This window comes from Kocuria salina, from assembly GCF_013368965.1.
Lineage (GTDB): Bacteria > Actinomycetota > Actinomycetes > Actinomycetales > Micrococcaceae > Kocuria > Kocuria rosea.
This window is the reverse complement of record NZ_SSSF01000008.1, coordinates 169,999-189,484: the sequence shown is the minus strand read 5'-3', so window position 1 is coordinate 189,484 and position 19,486 is coordinate 169,999. Positions and strand designations below refer to the sequence as shown.

19 protein-coding genes are annotated in these 19,486 nt (G+C 74.5%); 2 read left to right on the top strand and 17 right to left on the bottom strand.

Going from position 1 to position 19,486, the window contains the following annotated elements; translation table 11 throughout:
• Positions 1–36: 36 nt before the first annotated feature.
• Positions 37–306 (bottom strand): 30S ribosomal protein S15, encoded by a 270-nt coding sequence (rpsO, locus tag E7Z53_RS15640; protein ID WP_017832923.1) that lies wholly within the window; start codon positions 304–306, stop codon positions 37–39.
• A 299-nt stretch (positions 307–605) separates the two neighbouring features.
• Here rpsO and E7Z53_RS15635 point away from each other — a divergent pair, with 299 nt between their 5' ends.
• Positions 606–1,475, top strand: coding sequence for an aldo/keto reductase (locus E7Z53_RS15635; RefSeq protein ID WP_176338160.1), 870 nt, complete (start codon positions 606–608; stop codon positions 1,473–1,475).
• Positions 1,476–1,497: 22 nt separating this feature from the next.
• On the opposite strand, the gene E7Z53_RS15630 is transcribed toward E7Z53_RS15635, so the two are convergent.
• The 10 genes from E7Z53_RS15630 to rimP form a co-directional block, all read right to left on the bottom strand.
• The gene (locus E7Z53_RS15630; RefSeq protein WP_017832925.1) at positions 1,498–2,499 is read right to left on the bottom strand and encodes a bifunctional riboflavin kinase/FAD synthetase; all 1,002 of its coding nucleotides are present in this window, start codon (positions 2,497–2,499) and stop codon (positions 1,498–1,500) included.
• Positions 2,500–2,529: 30 nt separating this feature from the next.
• The gene (locus E7Z53_RS15625) at positions 2,530–3,189 is read right to left on the bottom strand and encodes a GNAT family N-acetyltransferase (protein WP_176338159.1); all 660 of its coding nucleotides are present in this window, start codon (positions 3,187–3,189) and stop codon (positions 2,530–2,532) included.
• A 100-nt stretch (positions 3,190–3,289) separates the two neighbouring features.
• Positions 3,290–3,772 (bottom strand): hypothetical protein, encoded by a 483-nt coding sequence (locus E7Z53_RS15620; RefSeq protein WP_081994572.1) that lies wholly within the window; start codon positions 3,770–3,772, stop codon positions 3,290–3,292.
• A 55-nt stretch (positions 3,773–3,827) separates the two neighbouring features.
• The gene (locus tag E7Z53_RS15615; RefSeq protein ID WP_017832928.1) at positions 3,828–4,199 is read right to left on the bottom strand and encodes a hypothetical protein; all 372 of its coding nucleotides are present in this window, start codon (positions 4,197–4,199) and stop codon (positions 3,828–3,830) included.
• On the bottom strand, positions 4,199–5,251 hold the full coding sequence (gene truB / locus E7Z53_RS15610; RefSeq protein WP_176338158.1) for a tRNA pseudouridine(55) synthase TruB: 1,053 nt from the start codon (positions 5,249–5,251) through the stop codon (positions 4,199–4,201). The genes E7Z53_RS15615 and truB overlap by 1 nt, the downstream gene beginning before the upstream one ends.
• 21 nt (positions 5,252–5,272) lie before the next feature.
• Positions 5,273–5,722 carry a 30S ribosome-binding factor RbfA gene (rbfA, locus tag E7Z53_RS15605; RefSeq protein WP_017832930.1) on the bottom strand — a complete coding sequence of 150 codons (450 nt, stop codon included), beginning with the start codon at positions 5,720–5,722 and terminating at the stop codon, positions 5,273–5,275.
• Between the two features lie 158 nt (positions 5,723–5,880).
• On the bottom strand, positions 5,881–8,748 hold the full coding sequence (infB, locus tag E7Z53_RS15600) for a translation initiation factor IF-2 (protein WP_031282722.1): 2,868 nt from the start codon (positions 8,746–8,748) through the stop codon (positions 5,881–5,883).
• A 204-nt stretch (positions 8,749–8,952) separates the two neighbouring features.
• Entirely contained in the window at positions 8,953–9,303 is a 351-nt protein-coding gene (locus E7Z53_RS15595) for a YlxR family protein (RefSeq protein WP_081615740.1), read from the bottom strand.
• Positions 9,304–9,497: 194 nt separating this feature from the next.
• Positions 9,498–10,478 (bottom strand): transcription termination factor NusA, encoded by a 981-nt coding sequence (gene nusA, locus E7Z53_RS15590; RefSeq protein ID WP_176338157.1) that lies wholly within the window; start codon positions 10,476–10,478, stop codon positions 9,498–9,500.
• Positions 10,479–10,669: 191 nt separating this feature from the next.
• Entirely contained in the window at positions 10,670–11,185 is a 516-nt protein-coding gene (gene rimP, locus E7Z53_RS15585; RefSeq protein ID WP_017832934.1) for a ribosome maturation factor RimP, read from the bottom strand.
• Between the two features lie 100 nt (positions 11,186–11,285).
• On the opposite strand from rimP, the gene E7Z53_RS15580 reads away from it, so the two are divergent.
• The gene (locus E7Z53_RS15580) at positions 11,286–12,302 is read left to right on the top strand and encodes a hypothetical protein (RefSeq protein ID WP_031282727.1); all 1,017 of its coding nucleotides are present in this window, start codon (positions 11,286–11,288) and stop codon (positions 12,300–12,302) included.
• 21 nt (positions 12,303–12,323) lie between these two features.
• On the opposite strand, the gene E7Z53_RS15575 is transcribed toward E7Z53_RS15580, so the two are convergent.
• From E7Z53_RS15575 to E7Z53_RS15550, 6 genes are all read right to left on the bottom strand, one after another.
• Complete coding sequence (locus E7Z53_RS15575) at positions 12,324–13,091, bottom strand: TSUP family transporter (protein WP_176338187.1); 768 nt, start codon at positions 13,089–13,091, stop codon at positions 12,324–12,326.
• 49 nt (positions 13,092–13,140) lie between these two features.
• Complete coding sequence (locus E7Z53_RS15570; RefSeq protein ID WP_017832936.1) at positions 13,141–14,940, bottom strand: proline--tRNA ligase; 1,800 nt, start codon at positions 14,938–14,940, stop codon at positions 13,141–13,143.
• Positions 14,941–15,088: 148 nt separating this feature from the next.
• Entirely contained in the window at positions 15,089–15,943 is an 855-nt protein-coding gene (locus E7Z53_RS15565) for a GNAT family N-acetyltransferase (protein WP_369598000.1), read from the bottom strand.
• 18 nt (positions 15,944–15,961) lie between these two features.
• Positions 15,962–17,128, bottom strand: coding sequence for a flavodoxin-dependent (E)-4-hydroxy-3-methylbut-2-enyl-diphosphate synthase (gene ispG, locus E7Z53_RS15560; RefSeq protein WP_017832938.1), 1,167 nt, complete (start codon positions 17,126–17,128; stop codon positions 15,962–15,964).
• Positions 17,129–17,305: 177 nt separating this feature from the next.
• Complete coding sequence (locus E7Z53_RS15555; RefSeq protein ID WP_176338156.1) at positions 17,306–18,640, bottom strand: M50 family metallopeptidase; 1,335 nt, start codon at positions 18,638–18,640, stop codon at positions 17,306–17,308.
• Positions 18,641–18,836: 196 nt separating this feature from the next.
• Positions 18,837–19,436 (bottom strand): methionine ABC transporter permease, encoded by a 600-nt coding sequence (locus E7Z53_RS15550; protein ID WP_081615817.1) that lies wholly within the window; start codon positions 19,434–19,436, stop codon positions 18,837–18,839.
• Positions 19,437–19,486: the final 50 nt, after the last annotated feature.

The following is a 19,486-nucleotide window of genomic DNA, read 5'->3' as shown; positions in this document are numbered from 1 at the left end:
TCCTCCCGTTGCCGGGCGGACGCCGCCGGGTGCCGACTAGCGGCGCAGGCCGAGCCGCTCGATAAGCGTGCGGTAGCGCGTGATGTCGGTGTCGCGCAGGTAGGTCAGCATGCGGCGACGGCGACCGACCAGGGCCATCAGGCCGCGGCGGGTGTGGTGGTCGTGCTTGTGCTGCTTCAGGTGCTCCGTCAGATCGGCGATCCGGCGGGTCAGGACCGCGATCTGCACCTCGGGCGAACCGGTGTCGCCCTCGTGGGTGGCGAAGTCCTTGATGATCTCCTGCTTGATGGCGGCGTCGAGTGCCACGTGTAACTCCGTTCGAGTCAGTACCGTGCGGCCCGGACGACGGGCTCGTCGCCGGGTCCCGGGACTCCCCCGGGGGTCCGACAACCACGGACTGCAGTCGGACCGCCGTCCAGTCTAGCGGACCCGGGCGCGCCGCCCCACCCCCGGGCGGCGCGGCGCGCTGCGCTGGGCCTCCCCCGGCCGGTGGGCCAAGATGGGAGGGACACGACGGCGGGGTCCCGGCGCACGGCCCGTCCGGGCCGGCCAGGACCGGGCCGGCAGCACGTGGACGAGCAGGACGAGACGAGCAGGAGCAGCGCGTGAGCAAGGACGAGAAGGACGGGCGGGGCCCGGCGGTCGCCGACCGCACGCACACGATGCGGGACGGCCGGCGCATTCCCGCGATCGGGCTGGGCACCTACCCGATGGACGACGCCGGGGCCGAGGCCGACGTCGCCGAGGCCCTCATGCTGGGCTACCGGATGGTCGACACCGCGGTGAACTACGGCAACGAGACGGGCGTGGGGCGCGCGATCGCGGCGGCCGGCGTGCCGCGCGACGAGCTGTTCCTCACCACCAAGCTGCCGGGCCGGGACCACGGCACGGACTCCGTGCGCCGCTCGCTCGAGGGCTCCCTGCGGCGGCTGGGCACCGACCACGTGGACCTGTACCTCATCCACTGGCCGAACCCGTCGGTCGGCCGGTACGTCGAGACGTGGCGGACGATGCTGGAGCTGCGGCAGGAGGGGCTCGTCCGCTCGGTGGGGGTGTCCAATTTCACGCCCGCCCACATCCGGCGCCTGGTCGAGGAGACCGGCGAGACGCCGGCCGTCAACCAGGTGGAGCTGCACCCGCAGTACCAGCAGGAGCGGCTGCGGGAGTTCCACGCGGAGCACCGCATCATCACCCAGGCCTGGTCCCCGCTGGGCCGCAAGACCGATCTGCTCCAGCACGAGTGGATCGCGCGGATCGCCCGGCGCACCGGCCGCACCCCGGCCCAGGTCGTCCTCCGCTGGCACCTGCAGTCGCACACCGTGCCGATCCCGAAGAGCTCCGACCCCCGGCGCATGGCCGAGAACCTCGACGTCTTCGACTGGGAGCTGGACGAGGAGCAGATGCACCGGCTGCAGATGCTGCACACGGGGATCAGCGGGTCGGGGTTCGACCCGAACGAGCACGAGGAGATGTAGGGGCCCGGCCGGCCGCCGGGGCTCAGGCCTCGGCGGCCAGGATGCCGCGGGTGCGCTCGACGTCGTCGTCCATCTGGGCCACGAGCTTGTCGACGCCCTCGTAGGCGACCATCCCGCGCAACCGGGCGACGAACTCCACGACCACCTCCTGGCCGTAGAGGTCGAAGTCCTCGACCCGCTCCTCGGGGCGGTCGATGACGTGCGCCTCGACCTGCCGGGGCACGTTCTCGAACGTCGGGTTGGACCCCACGGAGATCGCAGTGGGCCAGCGGGTGCCGTGGGCGTCGAGCAGCCACCCGGCGTACACCCCGTCCGCGGGGACGAACCCGGCCGCGTCCGGGGACAGGTTGGCCGTGGGATAGCCGAGCTCCCGCCCGCGGGCGGCCCCGTGCACCACCTCCCCGCGCATCCGGTGGTGGCGCCCGAGCAGCCGGGCGGCCGCGCGCACGTCCCCCGCCTGCAGGCAGGCGCGGATCCACGTGGAGGAGCAGCGCCGCTCCCCCGCCGCGGTCACGGCCGGGGCGTGCTCCGGGTGCTGCTCGTGCAGGGGGTCGAGCAGGTCGTCGACCACGCGGACCTCGAACCCGTGGCGCTGCCCCAGTTCCCGGAGCGTGTCGATGTTGCCCGTGTTGTCCTTGCCCAGGCGGGTGTCCTCGCCCACCACGAGGCAGCGCGCGCCGAGCGGGCCCACCAGGGTGCCCAGCACGAACTGCTCGGTGGACTGGGCCGCGAACTCCAGGCTGTACTCCAGCACGAGGGCGGCGTCCGCGCCGGTTCGCTCGAGGGCGTCCAGCTTGTCCTCGGTGCCCATGATCAGTCCCGGGTGGCTGCCGGGGCGGTGCACCTGCGCGGGGTGCGGGTCGAACGTCACGACCACCGAGGCCCAGCCCAGCTCGCGGGCGGAGTCGACGAGCTGGGACAGCACCCGCTGGTGGCCCCGGTGGACACCGTCGAAATTGCCGATGGTGACGACCGACGGGCCGAAGCCCGGGGGGACGTCAGAGAGATCTCGCCAGCGGAACACGCTTCTCCTCGCAGGAACGGAACAGGCAGGTCAGGGTCGGGGCGGCACGGGCCGGTGCGGGCCGCCGGGCTCCTCCGCGGGGGCGGCGGCCGGGGACGGCGGACCGTCCCACGGGGCCTGCGGGGAGCGGGGGTCCTCCGCGCCGAGGGTCAGGATCCAGGCGTCCACCGAGGCGCCGCGCTGCTCCATGAACCCGTCGATCCGCACCGGGGAGCGGAAGCCGAGCCTCCAGGCGAGCTTGCGGCTGGCCCAGTTGGGGACCTTCGCCATCCAGTAAGCATAGGTGAGGCCCAGGCGCCCGAAGGCGTGCTCGAGCAGCAGCCGGCAGGCGGCCTCGGCGGCGCCGGTGCCGCGGGCGTGGGGGCCGAAGTTGAGCCCGATGTCCGCCGTGGTCCCGCGCAGGGCGTTGAGCCCCACGGTCCCGTGCAGCCGGTCGGTCCGGGCGTCGGCGACCGCCCAGTTGTACTCGCGGCCGGCGCGCCAGGCGGCGGGGACGAACTCCTCGACGTACCAGCGCGCATCAGCCTCCGTGTAGCCCAGGGGCACGGTGGTGAACTCCGCGGCCGCGGGGTCCGCGCAGTTGCGGGCCAGATGCGGGACGTCGCGCTCCTCGAGCCGGCGCAGCACCACGGTGCCGTCGGTGAGGACGGGGACGTCGTAGTCCTCGGCGCCGTCGGGGCGTACGGGCATCGGCGGGGGTCCTTTCGGGAGGCGTGCGGCACGGGGCGCTCCGGCCCGCGACCGAGCCTACCCGGTGCGTGCCGGTGCGCCGCGCGGGAGGGACGGGCGCTCAGGCGGGTGCCCGCCCGCCCCGGGGCCGGGACCGGCGGAGCCAGGCGAGGCCGACCACCGGCAGCACGAGCGGGACGTAGCCGTAGTCCTGCCCGAAGTGGGACCACACGCTCGCCTCGGGGAACAGTTCCGGGACGAGCACCGAGAGCAGGCCCACGCCGAGCACGCCCAGCAGCTCCACGGCCACGGCGGCCGTGGCCAGCCGGTGCCAGCGGGGGCCGGGCCGGGCGAGGGCCACGGTGGCCACCACGTAGACGGCCGCGGCGAACGCGGAGAGCAGGTACGGCAGCGGCGCGGCCTGGAAGTCCGTCGCGATCTGGTAGAGCGAGCGGACACCGGCGGAGAGGGAGAAGACCGCGTAGACCACGACGACCAGCCGGCCGAAGCCCGAGGACTTGCGGTCGCCGCGCGCCGGGGCGGCGCGGGGCCCGAAGCGCCGCTGCAGCCGGGTGGGGCCGTCCTGCGGGCGGTCGTGCGTCATCGGGGCCTCTCCTGCGGGGTCGTGATGGGCCGGGAACCGGTCCGGGGTCCGGGGCTCACTGGTAGTACCAGATGTAGTTCATGCGGTAGACCATGATGGCCACCACGGGCCCCGCGGCCGCGAGCACCCAGTTGGACCAGCTCGAGCGCTCCACGAGGGACCACACGAAGGTTCCGGCCGGGATGAGCAGGGCGGTCAGCAGGTAGCCCCAGTACTCGAGGGCCGATCCGGTGGGCCCGGGCCCCCGCACGTGCATGACGACCGTGCCCACGGCGTAGACGAGCAGGAACGCCTCGAGCAGCAGCACGGAGCCCTGGGTCCAGTCGTCGGGCCGCCGCCCGCGTGCGGCCTGCACGGCGCACACCAGGAAGGAGAGGGCGCCCAGCAGGACCGCGGCCCAGAACCAGCCGTCGTAGCCCCACAGCATCAGCGCTCCTCCCGGGGGGTCCCGGGCGGCACGGGGAACCGCTCCCCGGGCAGGAAGACGAGCACGGGCTTGGCGGTGCGCTCGCCGCGGTGGCCGCGGTCGGACAGCAGGGCCACGAGACGCCCGTCGGGGGCGAAGCCGGCGGTCACGGCGTCCTGGTCCGGCGGGGTCCCGCCGTGGCCAGGGCCGCTGTCGGCGGCGCTGGGACCGATCCGGCGGCCGTGGGCGACGTCCTGGGCCTCGGCCGCGGTCAGCCGGCGGACGGGGAACAGACCGGCGGCGGCCTCCTCCAGGCTCGTCACGGGCAGCGGGCGGCCGGCGGCCACCTCCGCGGCGAGCTCCTCCAGGGTGGACGCGTCCTCGAGGGTCCACGCGCCCACCCGGGTGCGGCGCAGCGCGGTCAGGTGACCGCCCACCCCGAGGTCGGCGCCGAGGTCCCGGGCCAGCGCCCGGACGTAGGTGCCCGAGCTGCAGGTCACGGTGACGTCGACGTCGAGGACCTCCCGTCCGGCGTCGTCGGCGGTGCGCACGAGCCGGTGCACGGCGAACTCGGAGACGGTGACGGGGCGCGCGGCGAGCTCCACGTCCTGCCCGGCGCGGACCTGGGCGTAGGCGCGGCGGCCCTCGACCTTGATCGCGCTGACCTTCGCGGGGACCTGCTGGATGTCCCCGGTGAGCCGGGCGACGCCGGCCGCCACCGCGTCCTCGTCCACCGCCGCCACGGCCCCGGGGGCGGCGACGTCGACGACCTCCCCCTCGGCGTCGTCGGTCACGGTGGTCAGGCCGAGCCGGATCGTCGCGGCGTACGTCTTGTCCCGGCCCACCACCCAGGTCAGGAGGCGGGTGGCCCGGTCGACGCCGAGCACCAGCACGCCCGTGGCCATGGGGTCCAGGGTGCCGGCGTGGCCCACCTTGCGGGTGCCCGCGAGGCGGCGGGCGCGGGCGACGACGTCGTGGCTGGTCCAGCCGGCGGGCTTGTCCACGACCACGAGCCCGGACGGCGTCGGCAGGGACGGGTCCGGACTCGGGACGTCAGGCTTCGTGCGGGTCACTTCCCCGGTGCCCCCGCCTGCTCAGCGGTCCCGGGAGGACTCGTCGTCCTCCTCGGCCGGCTTCCGGTAGGGGTCCTCGCCGGCGGCCCAGCTGGCCCCGGCGGCCTGGGCGGCAACCTCGGCGTCCTTCTCCTTGGCCGCGCGCAGCACCTCCTCGAGGTGGGAGGCGTTGACCGGGATCTCGTCCGGGACGAAGGTCAGGGTGGGCGTCAGGCGGGCCGTGATGTTCCGTCCCACCTCGCTCCGCAGGACGCCCTTGGCGGACTCGAGGGCCGCCCGGGTGTTCTGCTGCTCCTCCGCGGTGCCGAACACCGTGTAGTACAGGGTGGCGTGCTGGAGGTCGTTGGTGACGCGGGCGTCCGTGATGGTCACGAAGCCCAGCCGGGGGTCCTTGACCCGGCGCTCGAGCGCCTGGGCCACGACGACCTTGATCCGGTCGGCGAGTCGGGCGGCGCGTGCTGCGTCAGCCATGGTGGATGCTCCTCGGGTCGGGGCGGTGCGGTGCTCGGCGCGGTGCTGGCGACGAGGCGGGGAACGGTGCTGGAACGGGGGCGGCGGCACGGGCGGGCGCTGGGCCCGCCCGTGCCGCCGCGGGTGTCCCGCGCGCGGGGCGCGGGACTCGGGACGGGTCAGGCGCGCGGCTTCTCGCGCATCTCCCACGTCTCGATGAGGTCGCCCTCGTGGATGTCGTTGAAGGAGCCGAGCCCGATACCGCACTCGTAGCCCTCGCGGACCTCGGTCGCGTCGTCCTTGAACCGGCGCAGCGAGTCGATGGTGAGGTTGTCCGCCACGACGCTGCCGTCCCGGACGAGCCGGGCCTTGGAGTTGCGTCGGATGGTGCCCTTGGTGATGTAGGCACCGGCGATGTTGCCCCACTTGGAGGAGCGGTACACCTCGCGGATCTCGGCGGTGCCGAGCTCCACCTCCTCGTACTCCGGCTTGAGCATGCCCTTGAGCGCGCTCTCGACCTCGTCGATGGCGTTGTAGATCACCGAGTAGAACTTCATCTCGACGCCCTCGCGGTCGGCCAGCTCCGTCACGCGCTCGGCGGGACGGACGTTGAAGCCGATGATGATCGCGTTGTCCACGGTCGCCAGGTTGACGTCGTTCTGGGTGATCGCGCCGACGCCGCGGTGGATGACCCGCAGCTGGACCTCCTCGCCCACGTCGATCTTGAGCAGCGAGTCCTCGAGCGCCTCCACGGCACCGGACACGTCGCCCTTGATGATGAGGTTGAGCGTGTCGATCTTGCCGGCGGCCACGGCCTCGTCGAAGGACTCGAGCGTGATCCGCTTGCGGCGCTTGGCGAGCAGGGCGTTGCGGTCCGCCGCCTGGCGCTTCTCGGCGATCTGGCGTGCGGTGCGCTCCTCCGGGGTGGAGAGGAACGTGTCGCCCGCCCGGGGCACCGAGTCGAGGCCCAGCACCTGCACGGGACGCGAGGGACCCGCCTCCTCGACGGACTGCCCGTTCTCGTCGAACATGGCGCGCACCCGGCCGTACGCGGCACCGGCGACGATCGCGTCGCCGACGTGCAGCGTGCCGGACTGGACGAGCACGGTCGAGACCGCACCGCGGCCCTTGTCCAGGTTCGCCTCGATGGCCACGCCGCGGGCGTCCTTGTTCGGGTTCGCCGAGAGCTCGAGCGCGCCGTCCGCGGTCAGCACGATCGCGTCCAGCAGGTCGTCGATGTTGAGGTTCTGGCGCGCGGAGACGTCGACGAACATGGTGTCGCCGCCGTACTCCTCGGGGACCAGGCCGTACTCGGTGAGCTGGCCGCGGATCTTCTCCGGGTTCGCGTCGGGCTTGTCGATCTTGTTCACCGCGACCACGATCGGCACGCCGGCGGCCTGGGCGTGGTTGAGCGCCTCGACCGTCTGCGGCATGACGCCGTCGTCCGCGGCGACCACGAGCACGGCGATGTCCGTCACCTGGGCACCACGGGCACGCATGGCGGTGAACGCCTCGTGGCCCGGGGTGTCGATGAACGTGATCTGCCGCTCCTGGCCGTCGACCTCGGTGTCGATCTGGTAGGCGCCGATGTGCTGGGTGATGCCACCGGCCTCCCCCTCGATCACCTTCGTGTTGCGGATCGCGTCGAGCAGGCGGGTCTTGCCGTGGTCGACGTGGCCCATGACGGTGACGACCGGCGGGCGCGCCTCCAGGACGTCCTCGCCCTCGGCCGCGGCCTCGGCCTCCAGGTCGATGTCGAAGGACTCGAAGAGCTCGCGCTCCTCGTCCTCCGGGGAGACGACCTGGATCCGGTACCCGAGCTCCGCGCCCAGCAGCTGGAAGGTCTCCTCGTCGAGGGACTGCGTCTGCGTGGCCATCTCGCCGAGGTGGATGAGCACCGTGACGAGGGAGGCCGGGTTCGCGTTGATCTTCTCGGCGAAGTCCGTGAGGGACGCGCCGCGCCGCAGGCGGACGACCGTGGTGCCGTCGCCGTGGGGCACGGAGACGCCGCCGACGGACGGGGCCTTCATCTGCTCGAGCTCCTGGCGCTTCGCCCGCTTCGACTTGCGCTGCTTGCCGCGGGCACCGCCGCGCCCGAAGGCGCCCTGGGTGCCGCCGCGGCCGCCGCGGCCGGGGCCGCCGCCGGGACGGGAGAACCCGCCCCCGCCGCCGCCGGGACCGCCGCGGCGGGGACCTGCGCCGCCGCCGGCCGGCCGGGAGCCGATCGGGGCCACGCCGGTGGTGTGCCCGGGCATCATGTTCGGGCTGGGGCGTGCGCCGCCGGGGCGGGGACCGCCCTGGGGACGCGGGCCGCCCTGGCCCTGCGGACGGGGACCGCCCTGACCCTGGCCCTGCGGGCGGGGACCGCCCTGGCCCTGGCCCTGGGGACGCGGTCCGCCCTGGCGCTCGGGACGGCCCGAGCGCATGCCCTGCTGGGCGGCGAACGGGTTGTTGCCCGGACGCGGACCCGCCGGGCGGGGAGCACCGGGGCGCGGCGCGGCCGAGCCCGGACGGGGCGCGGTGCCACCGGGACGCGGCGCGGCCGAGCCCGGACGGGGCGCTCCGCTGCGGCCCATGCCCTGCTGGCTGGCGAACGGGTTGTTGCCCGGGCGCGGGCCCGGGGCGGGGGTCCTGGCGCCCGGGGCCGCCGGGCGCTGCGGCGCGGACCGCTCCGGGGTCGAGGACGGCTCGGCGGAGCGCTGCTCGGGCGCCTTCTCGGCCGGCCGCTGCTCGGCGGCCTTCTCGGGCGCGCGCTCCGGCGCCTTCTCGGCGGGCTTGGCGGCCGCCGGGCCCGGGGCGGGCGCGGAGGTGCCGGGCCGGGACGAGGCGCCGGGCTTGGACGCGGGCTTGCCGGCGGGCGCCGGGGCCGCCGGGGCGGACTTCTCCGCCCGGCCGGCGAGGGCGGAGCGCAGCTTCTTGGCGACGGGCGGCTCGACGGTCGAGGACGCGCCTCGGACGAACTCACCCAGGGTCTGAAGCGTGGAAATCGCTTCCTTGGACGTTATTCCGAGCTCTTTCGCGAGCTCGTGAACGCGGGGCTTGGCCACTTCTCTCCTGTCTCGGTCCGCACCGAAACAGGCACGAACCACTTATTTTCCGTTGAGGCTCCCGGAGCATCGGCCGTCGAGGACGGCGCGGGGTCGCGGGAGGCCGTTGGCAGAGCACAACGAAGCACTCATCGCTGGGCACTCATCGGTTTTCCATCGGTTCTCTGACTCGCTTTCCAGTTCTTCACCCGCGTACGGACGTGGTCACCGGTCCGGTCGGACCGCGCGGGCTGCCGTCCGGGGACGGCTGTGGTCGGCACTCGTGCGTCCGGTCGCCGGGGCTGCCCCCGTGGACAGCAGGGCGTCCAGTGCGGGGGCGACCGCCTCCGTGTCCACGACCGCCCGGAACGCGCGCCGGAAGGCGCGCCGGCGCAGGGCCGAGTCCAGGCACTCGTGGGAGGGGTGGAGCCAGGCTCCGCGACCGCCGAGGCGGCCGTCCCGGTCGACCACGGCCCGGAGGCCGCTGTCGGTCGGTTCGGTCACCACACGTACGAGCTGGTCAGGGTGTTCGGTGGTCCGGCATCCGATGCACGTGCGACGGGAGTCTGCACTCACTCGCTCGGTACTCCTCGTCTCGCGCCGGGACGTCGGGACGTCCCGTGCGGGCCGGGAGCGGGCGCCGGACAGGGACCACCAACGATCTGACCGCTGTCCAGTCTATCCCGGGGACCGCCCTGGGCCGAAACCGGGGGCGCGCGGGATCCCGGGACCGCCCCGGGGCGGGGGCGCCGGTCCCGCCGCGGCGCGGCTCAGCGGCGCTCGGCGGCCTTCGACTCGGGCACGATGTCGATCTTCCAGCCCGTGAGCTTGGCGGCCAGGCGGGCGTTCTGGCCCTCCTTGCCGATGGCCAGGGACAGCTGGGTGTCGGGGACCACGGCGCGGGACGAGCGGGCCCGCTCGTCGAGCACGCTCACCCGGGTCACCTTGGCCGGGGACAGGGCGTTGGCGATGCAGCGGGCGGGGTCGTCCGACCAGTCGACGATGTCGATCTTCTCGTCGTGCAGCTCGTTCATCACGGCGCGCACGCGGGAGCCCATCTCCCCGATGCAGGCGCCCTTGGCGTTGATCCCGGACTGGGTGGCGCGCACGGCGATCTTGGTGCGGTGGCCGGCCTCGCGGGCGATCGCCATGATCTCCACGGAGCCGTCGGCGATCTCCGGCACCTCCATCTCGAACAGGCGGCGCACCAGGTCCGGGTGGGACCGGGACAGCGTGATGGACGGGCCCTTCATGCCGCGCTTGACCTCCACGACGAAGGCGCGGATGCGCGCGCCGTGCGGGTACTTCTCGCCGGGGGCCTGCTCGTGCGGGGGCAGCACGCCCTCCACGGTGCCGAGGTCGACCTGGACCATGTGGGGGTTGTGCCCCTGCTGGATCTGCCCGGAGACGATCTCTCCCTCCCGGCCCTTGAAGTGGCCCAGGACGGCGTCGTCCTCGACGTCGCGCAGCCGCTGGAGGATGACCTGGCGGGCCGTGGAGGCGGCGATCCGCCCGAAGCCGGCCGGGGTGTCGTCGAACTCCCCGACCGTCTCGCCGTCCTCGTCCAGCTCGGGGGCCCAGATGGTGACGTGGCCGGTCCGGCGCTCGATCTCGGCGCGCGCTCCCGGCAGCGCGCCGGCGGTCTTGTGGTACGCCAGCAGGAGGGCCTGCTCGATGGTGGGGATGAGCAGGTCCACGGGGATGTCGCGCTCACGCTCCAGCAGTCGGAGGGTGCTCATATCGATGTCCATGTCCGGCCTTCCTCACCTGACGGCCCCGGGGACGGCGCAGCGCACCGTCGGGGATGACGGGGCGCCGCCACGGGTCGTGCTCGCGCACTCGTCGTCGCACTCGGTTGTCGTCGCACTGCGGACCGCGGCGCCGGTGGGCGCCGCGGCGTCAACGGCACATCTTACACTCGTGCCGAGTGTGGCCGGGTCCGTCAGTCCGTGAACTCGACCTCCACCCTGGCCCGGCGCACGGCCTCGAAGGCCCAGCGCTCCGGGTCGAGCAGCCGGGCCGGCATCCCCTTCTTCACCTGGTGGCTGCGCTGCAGGACCACGCCGTCCTGGCCGACCTCGAGCAGGCGGGCCGTGAACTTCTCGCCCTCCACCGGGGTGACCCGCACCAGCCGGCCGATCGAGCGGCGCCAGTGCCGCGGGGCCGCGAGCTCCCTCGTGGCCCCCGGGGAGGACACCTCCAGCTCGTAGGTCGAGCCCGGCACGGGGTCCGTGCGGTCGAGGAGCTCGGACACGGCCCGGGAGACCGCGGCGATCCGGTCGATGTCCACGCTGTCGGTGCTGTCCTCCGGCAGGTCCACGAGCACCTGCAGCACGAGCCCGGTGCCGGCGGGCTTCAGGGCGACGTGCTCAAGGACGAGCCCCGACTCCTCCACCGCGGGGCCGATCAGCTCGGCCAGCCGCTGGTCGTCGGGTCCGGGGGTGCTCTGCTCGCTCACGGGGTCTCCTCGTGCTGTCGGGACGTCGGGGTCGGTCCTGGAGATCCTATGATGAACGCGGCCCTCCGCCGTCCCCCGCCGCGTCCCCCAGGAGCCCCCGGTGACCGATCCCCGCACGCCCGTCCCCCGGGTGCTCCCGCTGGTGCTGGGGGTCCTGCTCGCCACCGGGGCGGCCGGGGCGTGGTGGCTGGACTCCGCCCGGCCGGTGCCCCCGGACGAGGTCGCGCGCGCCGAGGCGTGGCGGGGAACCGAGGCGCTGCTCGCGGCGCCCGCCCCGGCGCCCGCCGCCGCGTGGGCGGACGTGCGCGCCGACCTGGCCCGGCAGCTCGAGGCCCTCGGTCCCGCGCCCGACGACCGCACGAGCGCCGCCGCCCGGGCCGGGCGTCCCTCCCCCGCCGGCGGCACCGGCGGCGTCAGCCCCGGGGACGCCGCGGAACCGGGCGCCACGGCGTCCGCCGTGCTGCGGACGACGGCGACGGCCCTCGCCGGGGACGCCCTGGCCGCCGAGGACCCCGCCCTGGCGCGGGTGCTCGCCGCGGCGGCGGTCTCGCGGGCCACGGCGGCCCGGCAGCTCGCGGTCCCGCAGGGCCCGGCGCCGCAGGTCCCGGCTCCGGCCGGCGCCGACCTGTGCGACGCCGCCGGGGACCCGGCCCCCGGCGGGACGACCGCTCCCGGGGCCGTCCTGTGGTCGGCGCTGGACCGCGCCGGCTACGCCTTCGAGGCGCTGGCCGCCCGCACCGGGACGGCCGCGGACGCCGCCGCCCCTGACGTTGCCGCCCCGGCCGGTGCCGTCCCCGCCGAGCTGGCGGCCCGGGCGCGGGCGGACGTCGAGGAGCTCCTGGGGTCCCCGTCCGCCCGGCGGGTGCTCGCGGCGGACCCGGGGCTGCCGGCGGGCGCCTACGTCCTGCCCGAGGACGTGCGGGAGCACCCCGGCCGGGTCGCGGACACGGCGGCGCGGGACGTGCAGGATGCCGCCGCGCACGTGCTGGCCCGCGGGGACGCCGGCGACCGGTGCTGGGCGCTCGTGGCGCTCGAGCGCGCGACCGGGCTGCGCGCCGCGCTCACGGGGGAGGTCGACGCCCTGCCCGGCGTGGTCCGGGACGACCCGCCGCGGTGACCTCCCGCCCGGTGGGGCGGCTCAGGCTCCCCGCAGCACGTCGACGCACAGCTTGAGGATGAGCAGCGCGACCACGGTGAGGAACACCACCCGGATGAAGCGGCTGCCGCGGGCCACCGCGGTGCGCGCCCCGAGGTAGCCGCCCAGCATGTTGGACAGCCCCAGGACGAGACCCAGGCCCCACAGCACCGACCCGTGGCCGAAGAAGAACACGAGCGCGCCCACGTTGGTCGCGAGATTGACGATCTTCGCCTTGGCGCTGGCGGCCAGGAAGCTGTAGCCCAGCAGCGTGATCATGGCGATGACCAGGAACGAGCCGGTGCCCGGGCCCATCACGCCGTCGTAGAAGCCGATGACGGTGCCGATCACCATCGCGGTGCCGTAGTGCCGCGCCCCGCTGTGGCGCAGCTCGGTGAGCTGCCCCACCGTGGGCCGGGCCACGGTGAACAGGAGCACCGCCACCAGCGCGGCGAGGATGATCGGGCGGAACACCGCCTCGGGCAGGGACGCGGCCAGCGCCGCCCCGCCGAAGCTGCCGACCAGCGCGACGCCCGCCATGGGCAGGGCGGTGCGCAGGTCCGGGGACGTGCGCCGGTAGAAGGTCAGCGCGCTCGTCGCGGTGCCGAACACGGAGCCCATCTTGTTGGTGGCCAGGGCCTGGACGGGGCTGATCCCCGGGACCATCAGCACCACGGGCAGCTGCAGCAGGCCACCGCCGCCGACCACGGCGTCGACGAAGCCCGCGGCGAGTCCGGCCGCCACCAGCAGGGCGACGACGCCGGGGTCCATCTGCTCCAGGCCCGAGGCCCCGAGCCAGGCGCCGAGCCCCTGCACGGGATCAGCCGCGCACGGCGGCGGCGACCACGGCGGCGACGCCGTCCCGGGGCACGTCCTCGCTGCTGCCGCTCGCGCGGTCCTTGAGCTCGAGGACGCCGTCCTTGAGGCCGCGGCCGACCACCAGCACGGTGGGCACGCCGAGCAGCTCGGCGTCGCCGAACTTCACGCCCGGGGAGACCTTGGGCCGGTCGTCGAAGAGGACCTCGAGCCCCTCCGCCTCGAGCTCGGCCACGACCTTCTCGGCCTCCTCCAGCACCTCGGGGCCCTTGCCGGTGGCGACCACGTGGACGTCCGCAGGGGCGACCTGGCGCGGCCAGAGCAGCCCCTTGTCGTCGTGGTAGGCCTCGGCGAGGGCGGCCACCGCCCGGGTGACCCCGATCCCGTAGGAGCCCATGGTCACGGTGACGAGCTTGCCGTTGCGGTCGAGCACCTTCAGCCCCAGCGCCTCCGCGTACTTGCGGCCCAGCTGGAAGATGTGGCCCATCTCGATGCCGCGGGCCGCCTCGAGCGGGCCGGAGCCGTCCGGCGCGGGATCGCCGGCCCGGACCTCGGCGCACTCCAGGACGCCGTCCCAGGCGAAGTCGCGCCCGGCCGTGAGGTCGTAGACGTGCTGGCCGGCCACGTTCGCCCCGGTCACCCACCGGGTGCCGCGGACCACGCGCGGGTCCACGAAGAAGGGGATGCCGGTCGAGGACTTCTCGCCGAGCACGGCCTGGTCCGGGGACAGCCCCGGCCCGATGTAGCCCTTGACCAGCAGCGGGCAGGCGCGCAGGTCCTCGTCGCCGGCCTGCTCCACCAGCACCTCGCCGGAGACGTCCAGGGCGGCGCCGATGCCGGCCTCGATGCGCTTGAGGTCCACGGCGCGGTCGCCGGGCAGGCCGACCGCCACGAGCCGCCTGGCGCCGTCGGGCAGGACGACGGCGAGCACCACGTTCTTGAGGGTGTCGCCGGCGGTCCAGGGTCCCTCGGCGCGCGGGTGCAGCTCGTTCGAGCGCTGCACGAGCGTGTCGATCGTGGGGCTGTCCGGGGTCTCGAGCACCCGTGCCTCGGGGGCCCCGGCGGGATCGGTCTCCGCGGGCACCACGGTGGTCACCGCCTCGACGTTGGCCGCGTAGCCGCCGGGCGAGCGCACGAACGTGTCCTCGCCGATGACCGTGGGGTGCAGGAACTCCTCGGAGCGGGAGCCGCCCATGGCCCCGGACTGGGCCGAGACGGCGACCACGGGCAGGCCGAGGCGCTCGAAGATCCGGACGTAGGCCTCGCGGTGCCTGGCGTAGGACTCGTCGAGACCGGCGTCGTCGACGTCGAAGGAGTAGGAGTCCTTCATGACGAACTCGCGCCCGCGCAGGAGACCGGCGCGGGGGCGGGCCTCGTCCCGGTACTTCGCCTGGATCTGGTAGAGGGTGACGGGGAGGTCCTTGTAGGAGGAGTACAGGTCCTTGACGAGCAGCGTGAACATCTCCTCGTGCGTGGGCGCGAGCAGGTAGTCGGCGTCCTTGCGGTCCTTCAGGCGGAAGAGGTTCTCCCCGTACTCCGTCCAGCGGTTCGTGACCTCGTAGGGCTCGCGCGGCAGCAGCGCCGGGAAGTGCACCTCCTGGGCGCCGATCGCATCCATCTCCTCGCGCACCACCTGCTCGACCTTCCCGAGCACCCGCAGGCCCATCGGCAGCCAGGTGTAGATGCCCGGGGCGGCCCGGCGGATGTAGCCGGCGCGGACGAGCAGCTTGTGGCTGTCCACCTCGGCGTCGACCGGGTCTTCGCGGAGGGTTCGCAGGAACAGGGAGGAGAGTCGCAGCGCCACGAGGGCTCCGTTTCTCCCGGGGAGCGCGGCACAGTGCGGCCGGGCCCGGGCGTCGAGAGGGTGGGCGGCGCCGACGGCGCCGCTGATTCCGGTCAAATCTACACCCCCCGCCCGGCCCGGCCGCACCGGGATCGGCGGCCCCGGGCGCTCAGAGCAGGACGGTGGCGAAGGTCCCGACCCGCTCGAAGCCGACCCGCCGGTAGGTGGCGAGGGCCCGGACGTTGTAGTCGTTGACGTAGAGGCTGACCACCGGGGTGCGCCGGCGGGCGAGGCGCACGGCCGCCGCCATGCAGGGCGCCGCCAGCCCCCGGCCGCGGTGCGCCGGGTCCACCCACACGCCCTGCACCTGCGCCACGCCGCGGGCCACCGAGCCGAGGTCGGCCTTGAACACCACGCGGCCCCCGTCGTCGGTCAGCACGAGGCAGCGCCCCGCCTCGACGAGCGCGGAGACCCGGTCCCGGTACCCGCGGTCGCCGCCCGTGTACGGGGAGTACCCGACCTCCTCCTCGAACATGGCGGCGCTCGCCGGGAGCACGGCGGGCAGGTCCTCGGGGCGTGCCACGCGCACGCCGGGGTGCGGGGCGGGCGCCGGGTCCCGGTCGATGGCCAGCAGGGGCTGGACGGGGCGCAGGTCGAAGGGCCGGGGCCACGAGCGCTCCACCCGGGACCACAGCCCGAGGACCAGTTCGGCGGGCCCGAACAGCGAGGCGTGCCGGGACCCGCCCCGCCGCAGGTGCCCGCTGACGAGGTCCAGGCCCGGGGCGTCCAGGGACACGGGCACCACGTTCGTGCCCACCCAGCACGCGCCGGTCAGCTCACCGTCCGGCCCGGCGGTGCCGACCACGGGCGGGATCCGCGAGCCTCTGCTCCCGCGGTACGACTCGACGTGGGCGGCCACGAAGGCGTGGGCGACGGGGTCCGCCTCGAGCAGCCGGTCCAGCTGGGCCGGATCGACCTCCCCCGCCGGCACCAGCCGCGGCGCCGTCCTCCGCTGCGTCCTCACCCGCCCGTCACCGGCCCGTCAGCTGACGCTCACGACGGGGCTGCCCGCCGTGGTCTCCCCGTTCTCGTCCGTCTCCATCTCGGCGGCGATGCGGTTGGCCTCCTCGATCAGCGTCTCCACGATGAGGTCCTCGGGGACGGTCTTCACGACCTCGCCCTTGACGAAGATCTGGCCCTTGCCGTTGCCGGAGGCCACGCCGAGGTCGGCCTCGCGGGCCTCGCCGGGGCCGTTGACGACGCAGCCCATCACGGCCACCCGCAGCGGGACGGTGAGCCCCTCGAGGCCCGCCGTCACCTCGTCCGCGAGCGTGTAGACGTCGACCTGCGCGCGGCCGCAGGAGGGGCAGGAGACGATCTCGAGCTTGCGCGGGCGCAGGCCCAGGGACTGCAGGATCTGGTTGCCGACCTTGACCTCCTCGACCGGCGGCGCCGAGAGGGAGACGCGGATGGTGTCCCCGATGCCCTGGGAGAGCAGGGCGCCGAAGGCCGTGGCGGACTTGATGGTGCCCTGGAAGGCGGGGCCCGCCTCGGTCACGCCGAGGTGCAGGGGCCAGTCGCCGCGCTCGGCGAGCAGCTGGTAGGCCCGGACCATGGTGACGGGGTCGTTGTGCTTGACGGAGATCTTGAAGTCGTGGAAGTCGTGCTCCTCGAACAGGGACGCCTCCCACACGGCGGACTCGACGAGCGCCTCGGGCGTGGCCTTGCCGTACCTGTCCATGATCCGCTGGTCGAGGGAGCCGGCGTTCACGCCGATCCGGATGGACACCCCGGCGGCCTTGGCCTCGCGGGCGATCTGGCCGACCTGGTCGTCGAACTTGCGGATGTTGCCCGGGTTGACGCGCACGGCCGCGCACCCGGCCTCGATGGCCGCGTAGACGTACTTCGGCTGGAAGTGGATGTCGGCGATCACCGGGATCGGGGACTTCATGGCGATGATCGGCAGGGCGTCGGCGTCGTCCTGGGACGGGCACGCCACCCGGACGATGTCGCACCCGGTGGCGTTGAGCTCCGCGATCTGCTGCAGGGTGGCGTTGATGTCCGTGGTGGGGGTGGTCGTCATGGACTGCACGCTCACCGGCGAGTCGGAGCCGACGCCCACGGACCCGACCCGGATCTGCCGGGTCTTCCGGCGCGGGGAGAGGACGGGCTGGGGCGCGGCGGGCATGCCGAGGCTGACCGGGGTCAAGGAGTTCCTCCGAGGAATCGAGGGCAGGAGCTGGAGCGGTGGCGCCGGGGCCCGCTGGCCGGGCCCGTCACCGGTTCCCATTGTGCCCCATGCTCCGGGGCGGCCCCCGGTGCCGGGGTGCGATTCCTCCCACGCCGAACGCCCGCCGGCCCCGGGGGCGCGCCGGCCGGCCCGGGCTCAGAACAGCCGGACCGGTTTGACGATGTCCGCGTAGATCAGCAGCACGGACATCCCGATCATCAGCACGGCCACCGCGTAGGTCACCGGCAGCAGCCGGGCGGGGTCGAAGGGGCCAGGGTCGCGGCGGCCGAGCAGCCGGGCGCTCCCCCGGCGCAGCGCCTCCCACAGCGCCCCGGCGACGTGCCCGCCGTCGAGCGGCAGCAGCGGCAGCAGGTTGAAGACGAACAGGGCCAGGTTGACGGAGCCGACCAGGCCCACGAGGGAGGCGGCCTTGTCCCGCAGCGCGATCTCCTCGTGCGCGGCGATCTCCCCCGAGATCCGGCCGACCCCCACCACGGAGATCGGCCCGTCCGGGTCCCGGGGCGCGTCGGAGAACGCCGCCTCCCCCACCTCGTAGATCCGCTGGGGCAGGTGCAGGACCACCCCGGCGATCTGCTGCAGCCCGTCCAGCACCGCCCCGGGCACCGCGGTCAGCGGCTGCCGGACGGGCTCGCTCGTGGGGCTGATGCCGATGAAACCGACCTCCTCGTAGCGGGGGGCGCCGTCCTCGCCGGTCACGGCGGCGCCGGAGTCGTCCAGCACGGGCCGCGAGGAGAGGATGGGGGTCAGCGCCGCGGACACGGTCCGGCCGTCCCGCTCGACCACCACCGGGATCCGTTCGCCGGCCCGGTCCCGGATCCGGGCGGTGAGCTCGTCCCAGGAGCCGACCGGGGCGCCGTCGACGGCCGTGACGACGTCCCCGGGGCGCAGCCCGGCGGCGTTCGCGGGGGCCTGGGGATCCTCCGGCCGGCACTCGGTCTGCCCGGCGGCCTGGCGCTCCGCGGCCACCACGCACTCGGACACCCACGCGACCGTCGTGGTGGGCGTCGCCGTCCCGAAGCCGGAGAGCAGGACGGCCAGGCACAGGGTCCCGAGCAGGAGGTTCATCACGGGGCCGCCGAGCATGATCACGATCCGCTTCCACACGGGCAGCCGGTAGAACACGCGGTCCTCGTCCCCGGGGAGGAGCTGGTCCGCGGCGCCGCCGCGGGCCTCGGCCGCCATCTGCTGGAACACGCCGGTGCTCGAGGCGCGGGCCGTCGAGCCCACGCGCGCCGGCGGGTACATCCCCACCATGGAGATGTAGCCGCCCAGCGGGACCGCCTTGAGCCCGTACTCCGTCTCGCCGCGCCGGCGGGAGAGCACGGTGCGCCCGAAGCCGACCATGTACTGCGTGACGCGCACGCCGAAGAGCTTGGCCGGCACGAGGTGGCCGATCTCGTGGAGGGCGATGGAGACCGCGATGGCGGCGGCGGCCAGCAGCACGCCCACGAGGAACAGCACGACACCCATCCGTCGGACCTCCCGGGATCGTCGAGGGACCCCGGCGGGCGCCGGGGACGTCGGGGCCGTGCGCTCGGCACGGCGAGGACCAGTCTGCACCACGATCCTGGACGTCGGGCACCGGGCGCACCAGGGCACGACGACGGCCGGTGCCCTCCCGGGAGGGAGGCGCACCGGCCGTCGGTGGGCTGCGGGGCGGGGCGCCTCAACGGCGCAGGATCCGGCGGGCCAGCCGGTTGCCCACCACCTGCACGAGCTGGACCAGGACCACGATGACGGCGACCGCCGCCCACGTGACCTCGTCGTTGAACCGCTGGTAGCCCAGGCGCAGGGCGAAGTCGCCCAGGCCGCCGGCGCCGATGGCCCCGGCCATCGCCGACATGTCCGTGATGCCGATGACCAGGAACGTGTAGCCGAGCACCAGCGGGCCCAGCGCCTCGGGCAGGATCACCGTGGTGATGATCCGGCCGCGGGAGACGCCCATGGAGCGGGCCGCCTCCACGACCCCGGGGTCCACGCTCATGAGGTTCTGCTCGACGATGCGCGCCACCGCGAACATGGCCCCGATGGTCATCGCGAAGATCGCGGCGTTGGGTCCCAGCCGGGTCCCGACGACGCCCTGGGTCACCGGTCCCAGCGCGGCCAGCAGGATGATGAACGGGATCGGCCGGACGAAGTTCACCACGAGGTTGAGGCCCTCGTGCACCGCCCGGTTCTCCAGGATGTTGCCCCGGCGGGTGACATAGAGGCCGACGCCCACGAGCAGACCGAGCAGGCCGGCGAGCAGCAGCGTGACGGCCACCATGTAGAGGGTCTCCCCGAGCGCGGACAGCAGCTCGGGTCCCAGGACGGACC

What these genes read in the sequence shown, in the direction of transcription:
- E7Z53_RS15625 (WP_176338159.1), bottom strand. Translation starts at nt 3,189, where the DNA reads ATGCCCGTACGCCCCGACGGCGCCGAGGACTACGACGTCCCCGTCCTC.
- E7Z53_RS15620 (WP_081994572.1), bottom strand. Translation starts at nt 3,772, where the DNA reads ATGACGCACGACCGCCCGCAGGACGGCCCCACCCGGCTGCAGCGGCGC.
- E7Z53_RS15615 (WP_017832928.1), bottom strand. Translation starts at nt 4,199, where the DNA reads ATGCTGTGGGGCTACGACGGCTGGTTCTGGGCCGCGGTCCTGCTGGGC.
- rbfA (WP_017832930.1), bottom strand. Translation starts at nt 5,722, where the DNA reads ATGGCTGACGCAGCACGCGCCGCCCGACTCGCCGACCGGATCAAGGTC.
- nusA (WP_176338157.1), bottom strand. Translation starts at nt 10,478, where the DNA reads ATGGACATCGATATGAGCACCCTCCGACTGCTGGAGCGTGAGCGCGAC.
- E7Z53_RS15575 (WP_176338187.1), bottom strand. Translation starts at nt 13,091, where the DNA reads ATGGACCCCGGCGTCGTCGCCCTGCTGGTGGCGGCCGGACTCGCCGCG.
- E7Z53_RS15555 (WP_176338156.1), bottom strand. Translation starts at nt 18,640, where the DNA reads ATGGGTGTCGTGCTGTTCCTCGTGGGCGTGCTGCTGGCCGCCGCCGCC.
- E7Z53_RS15550 (WP_081615817.1), bottom strand. Translation starts at nt 19,436, where the DNA reads ATGGTGGCCGTCACGCTGCTGCTCGCCGGCCTGCTCGGTCTGCTCGTG.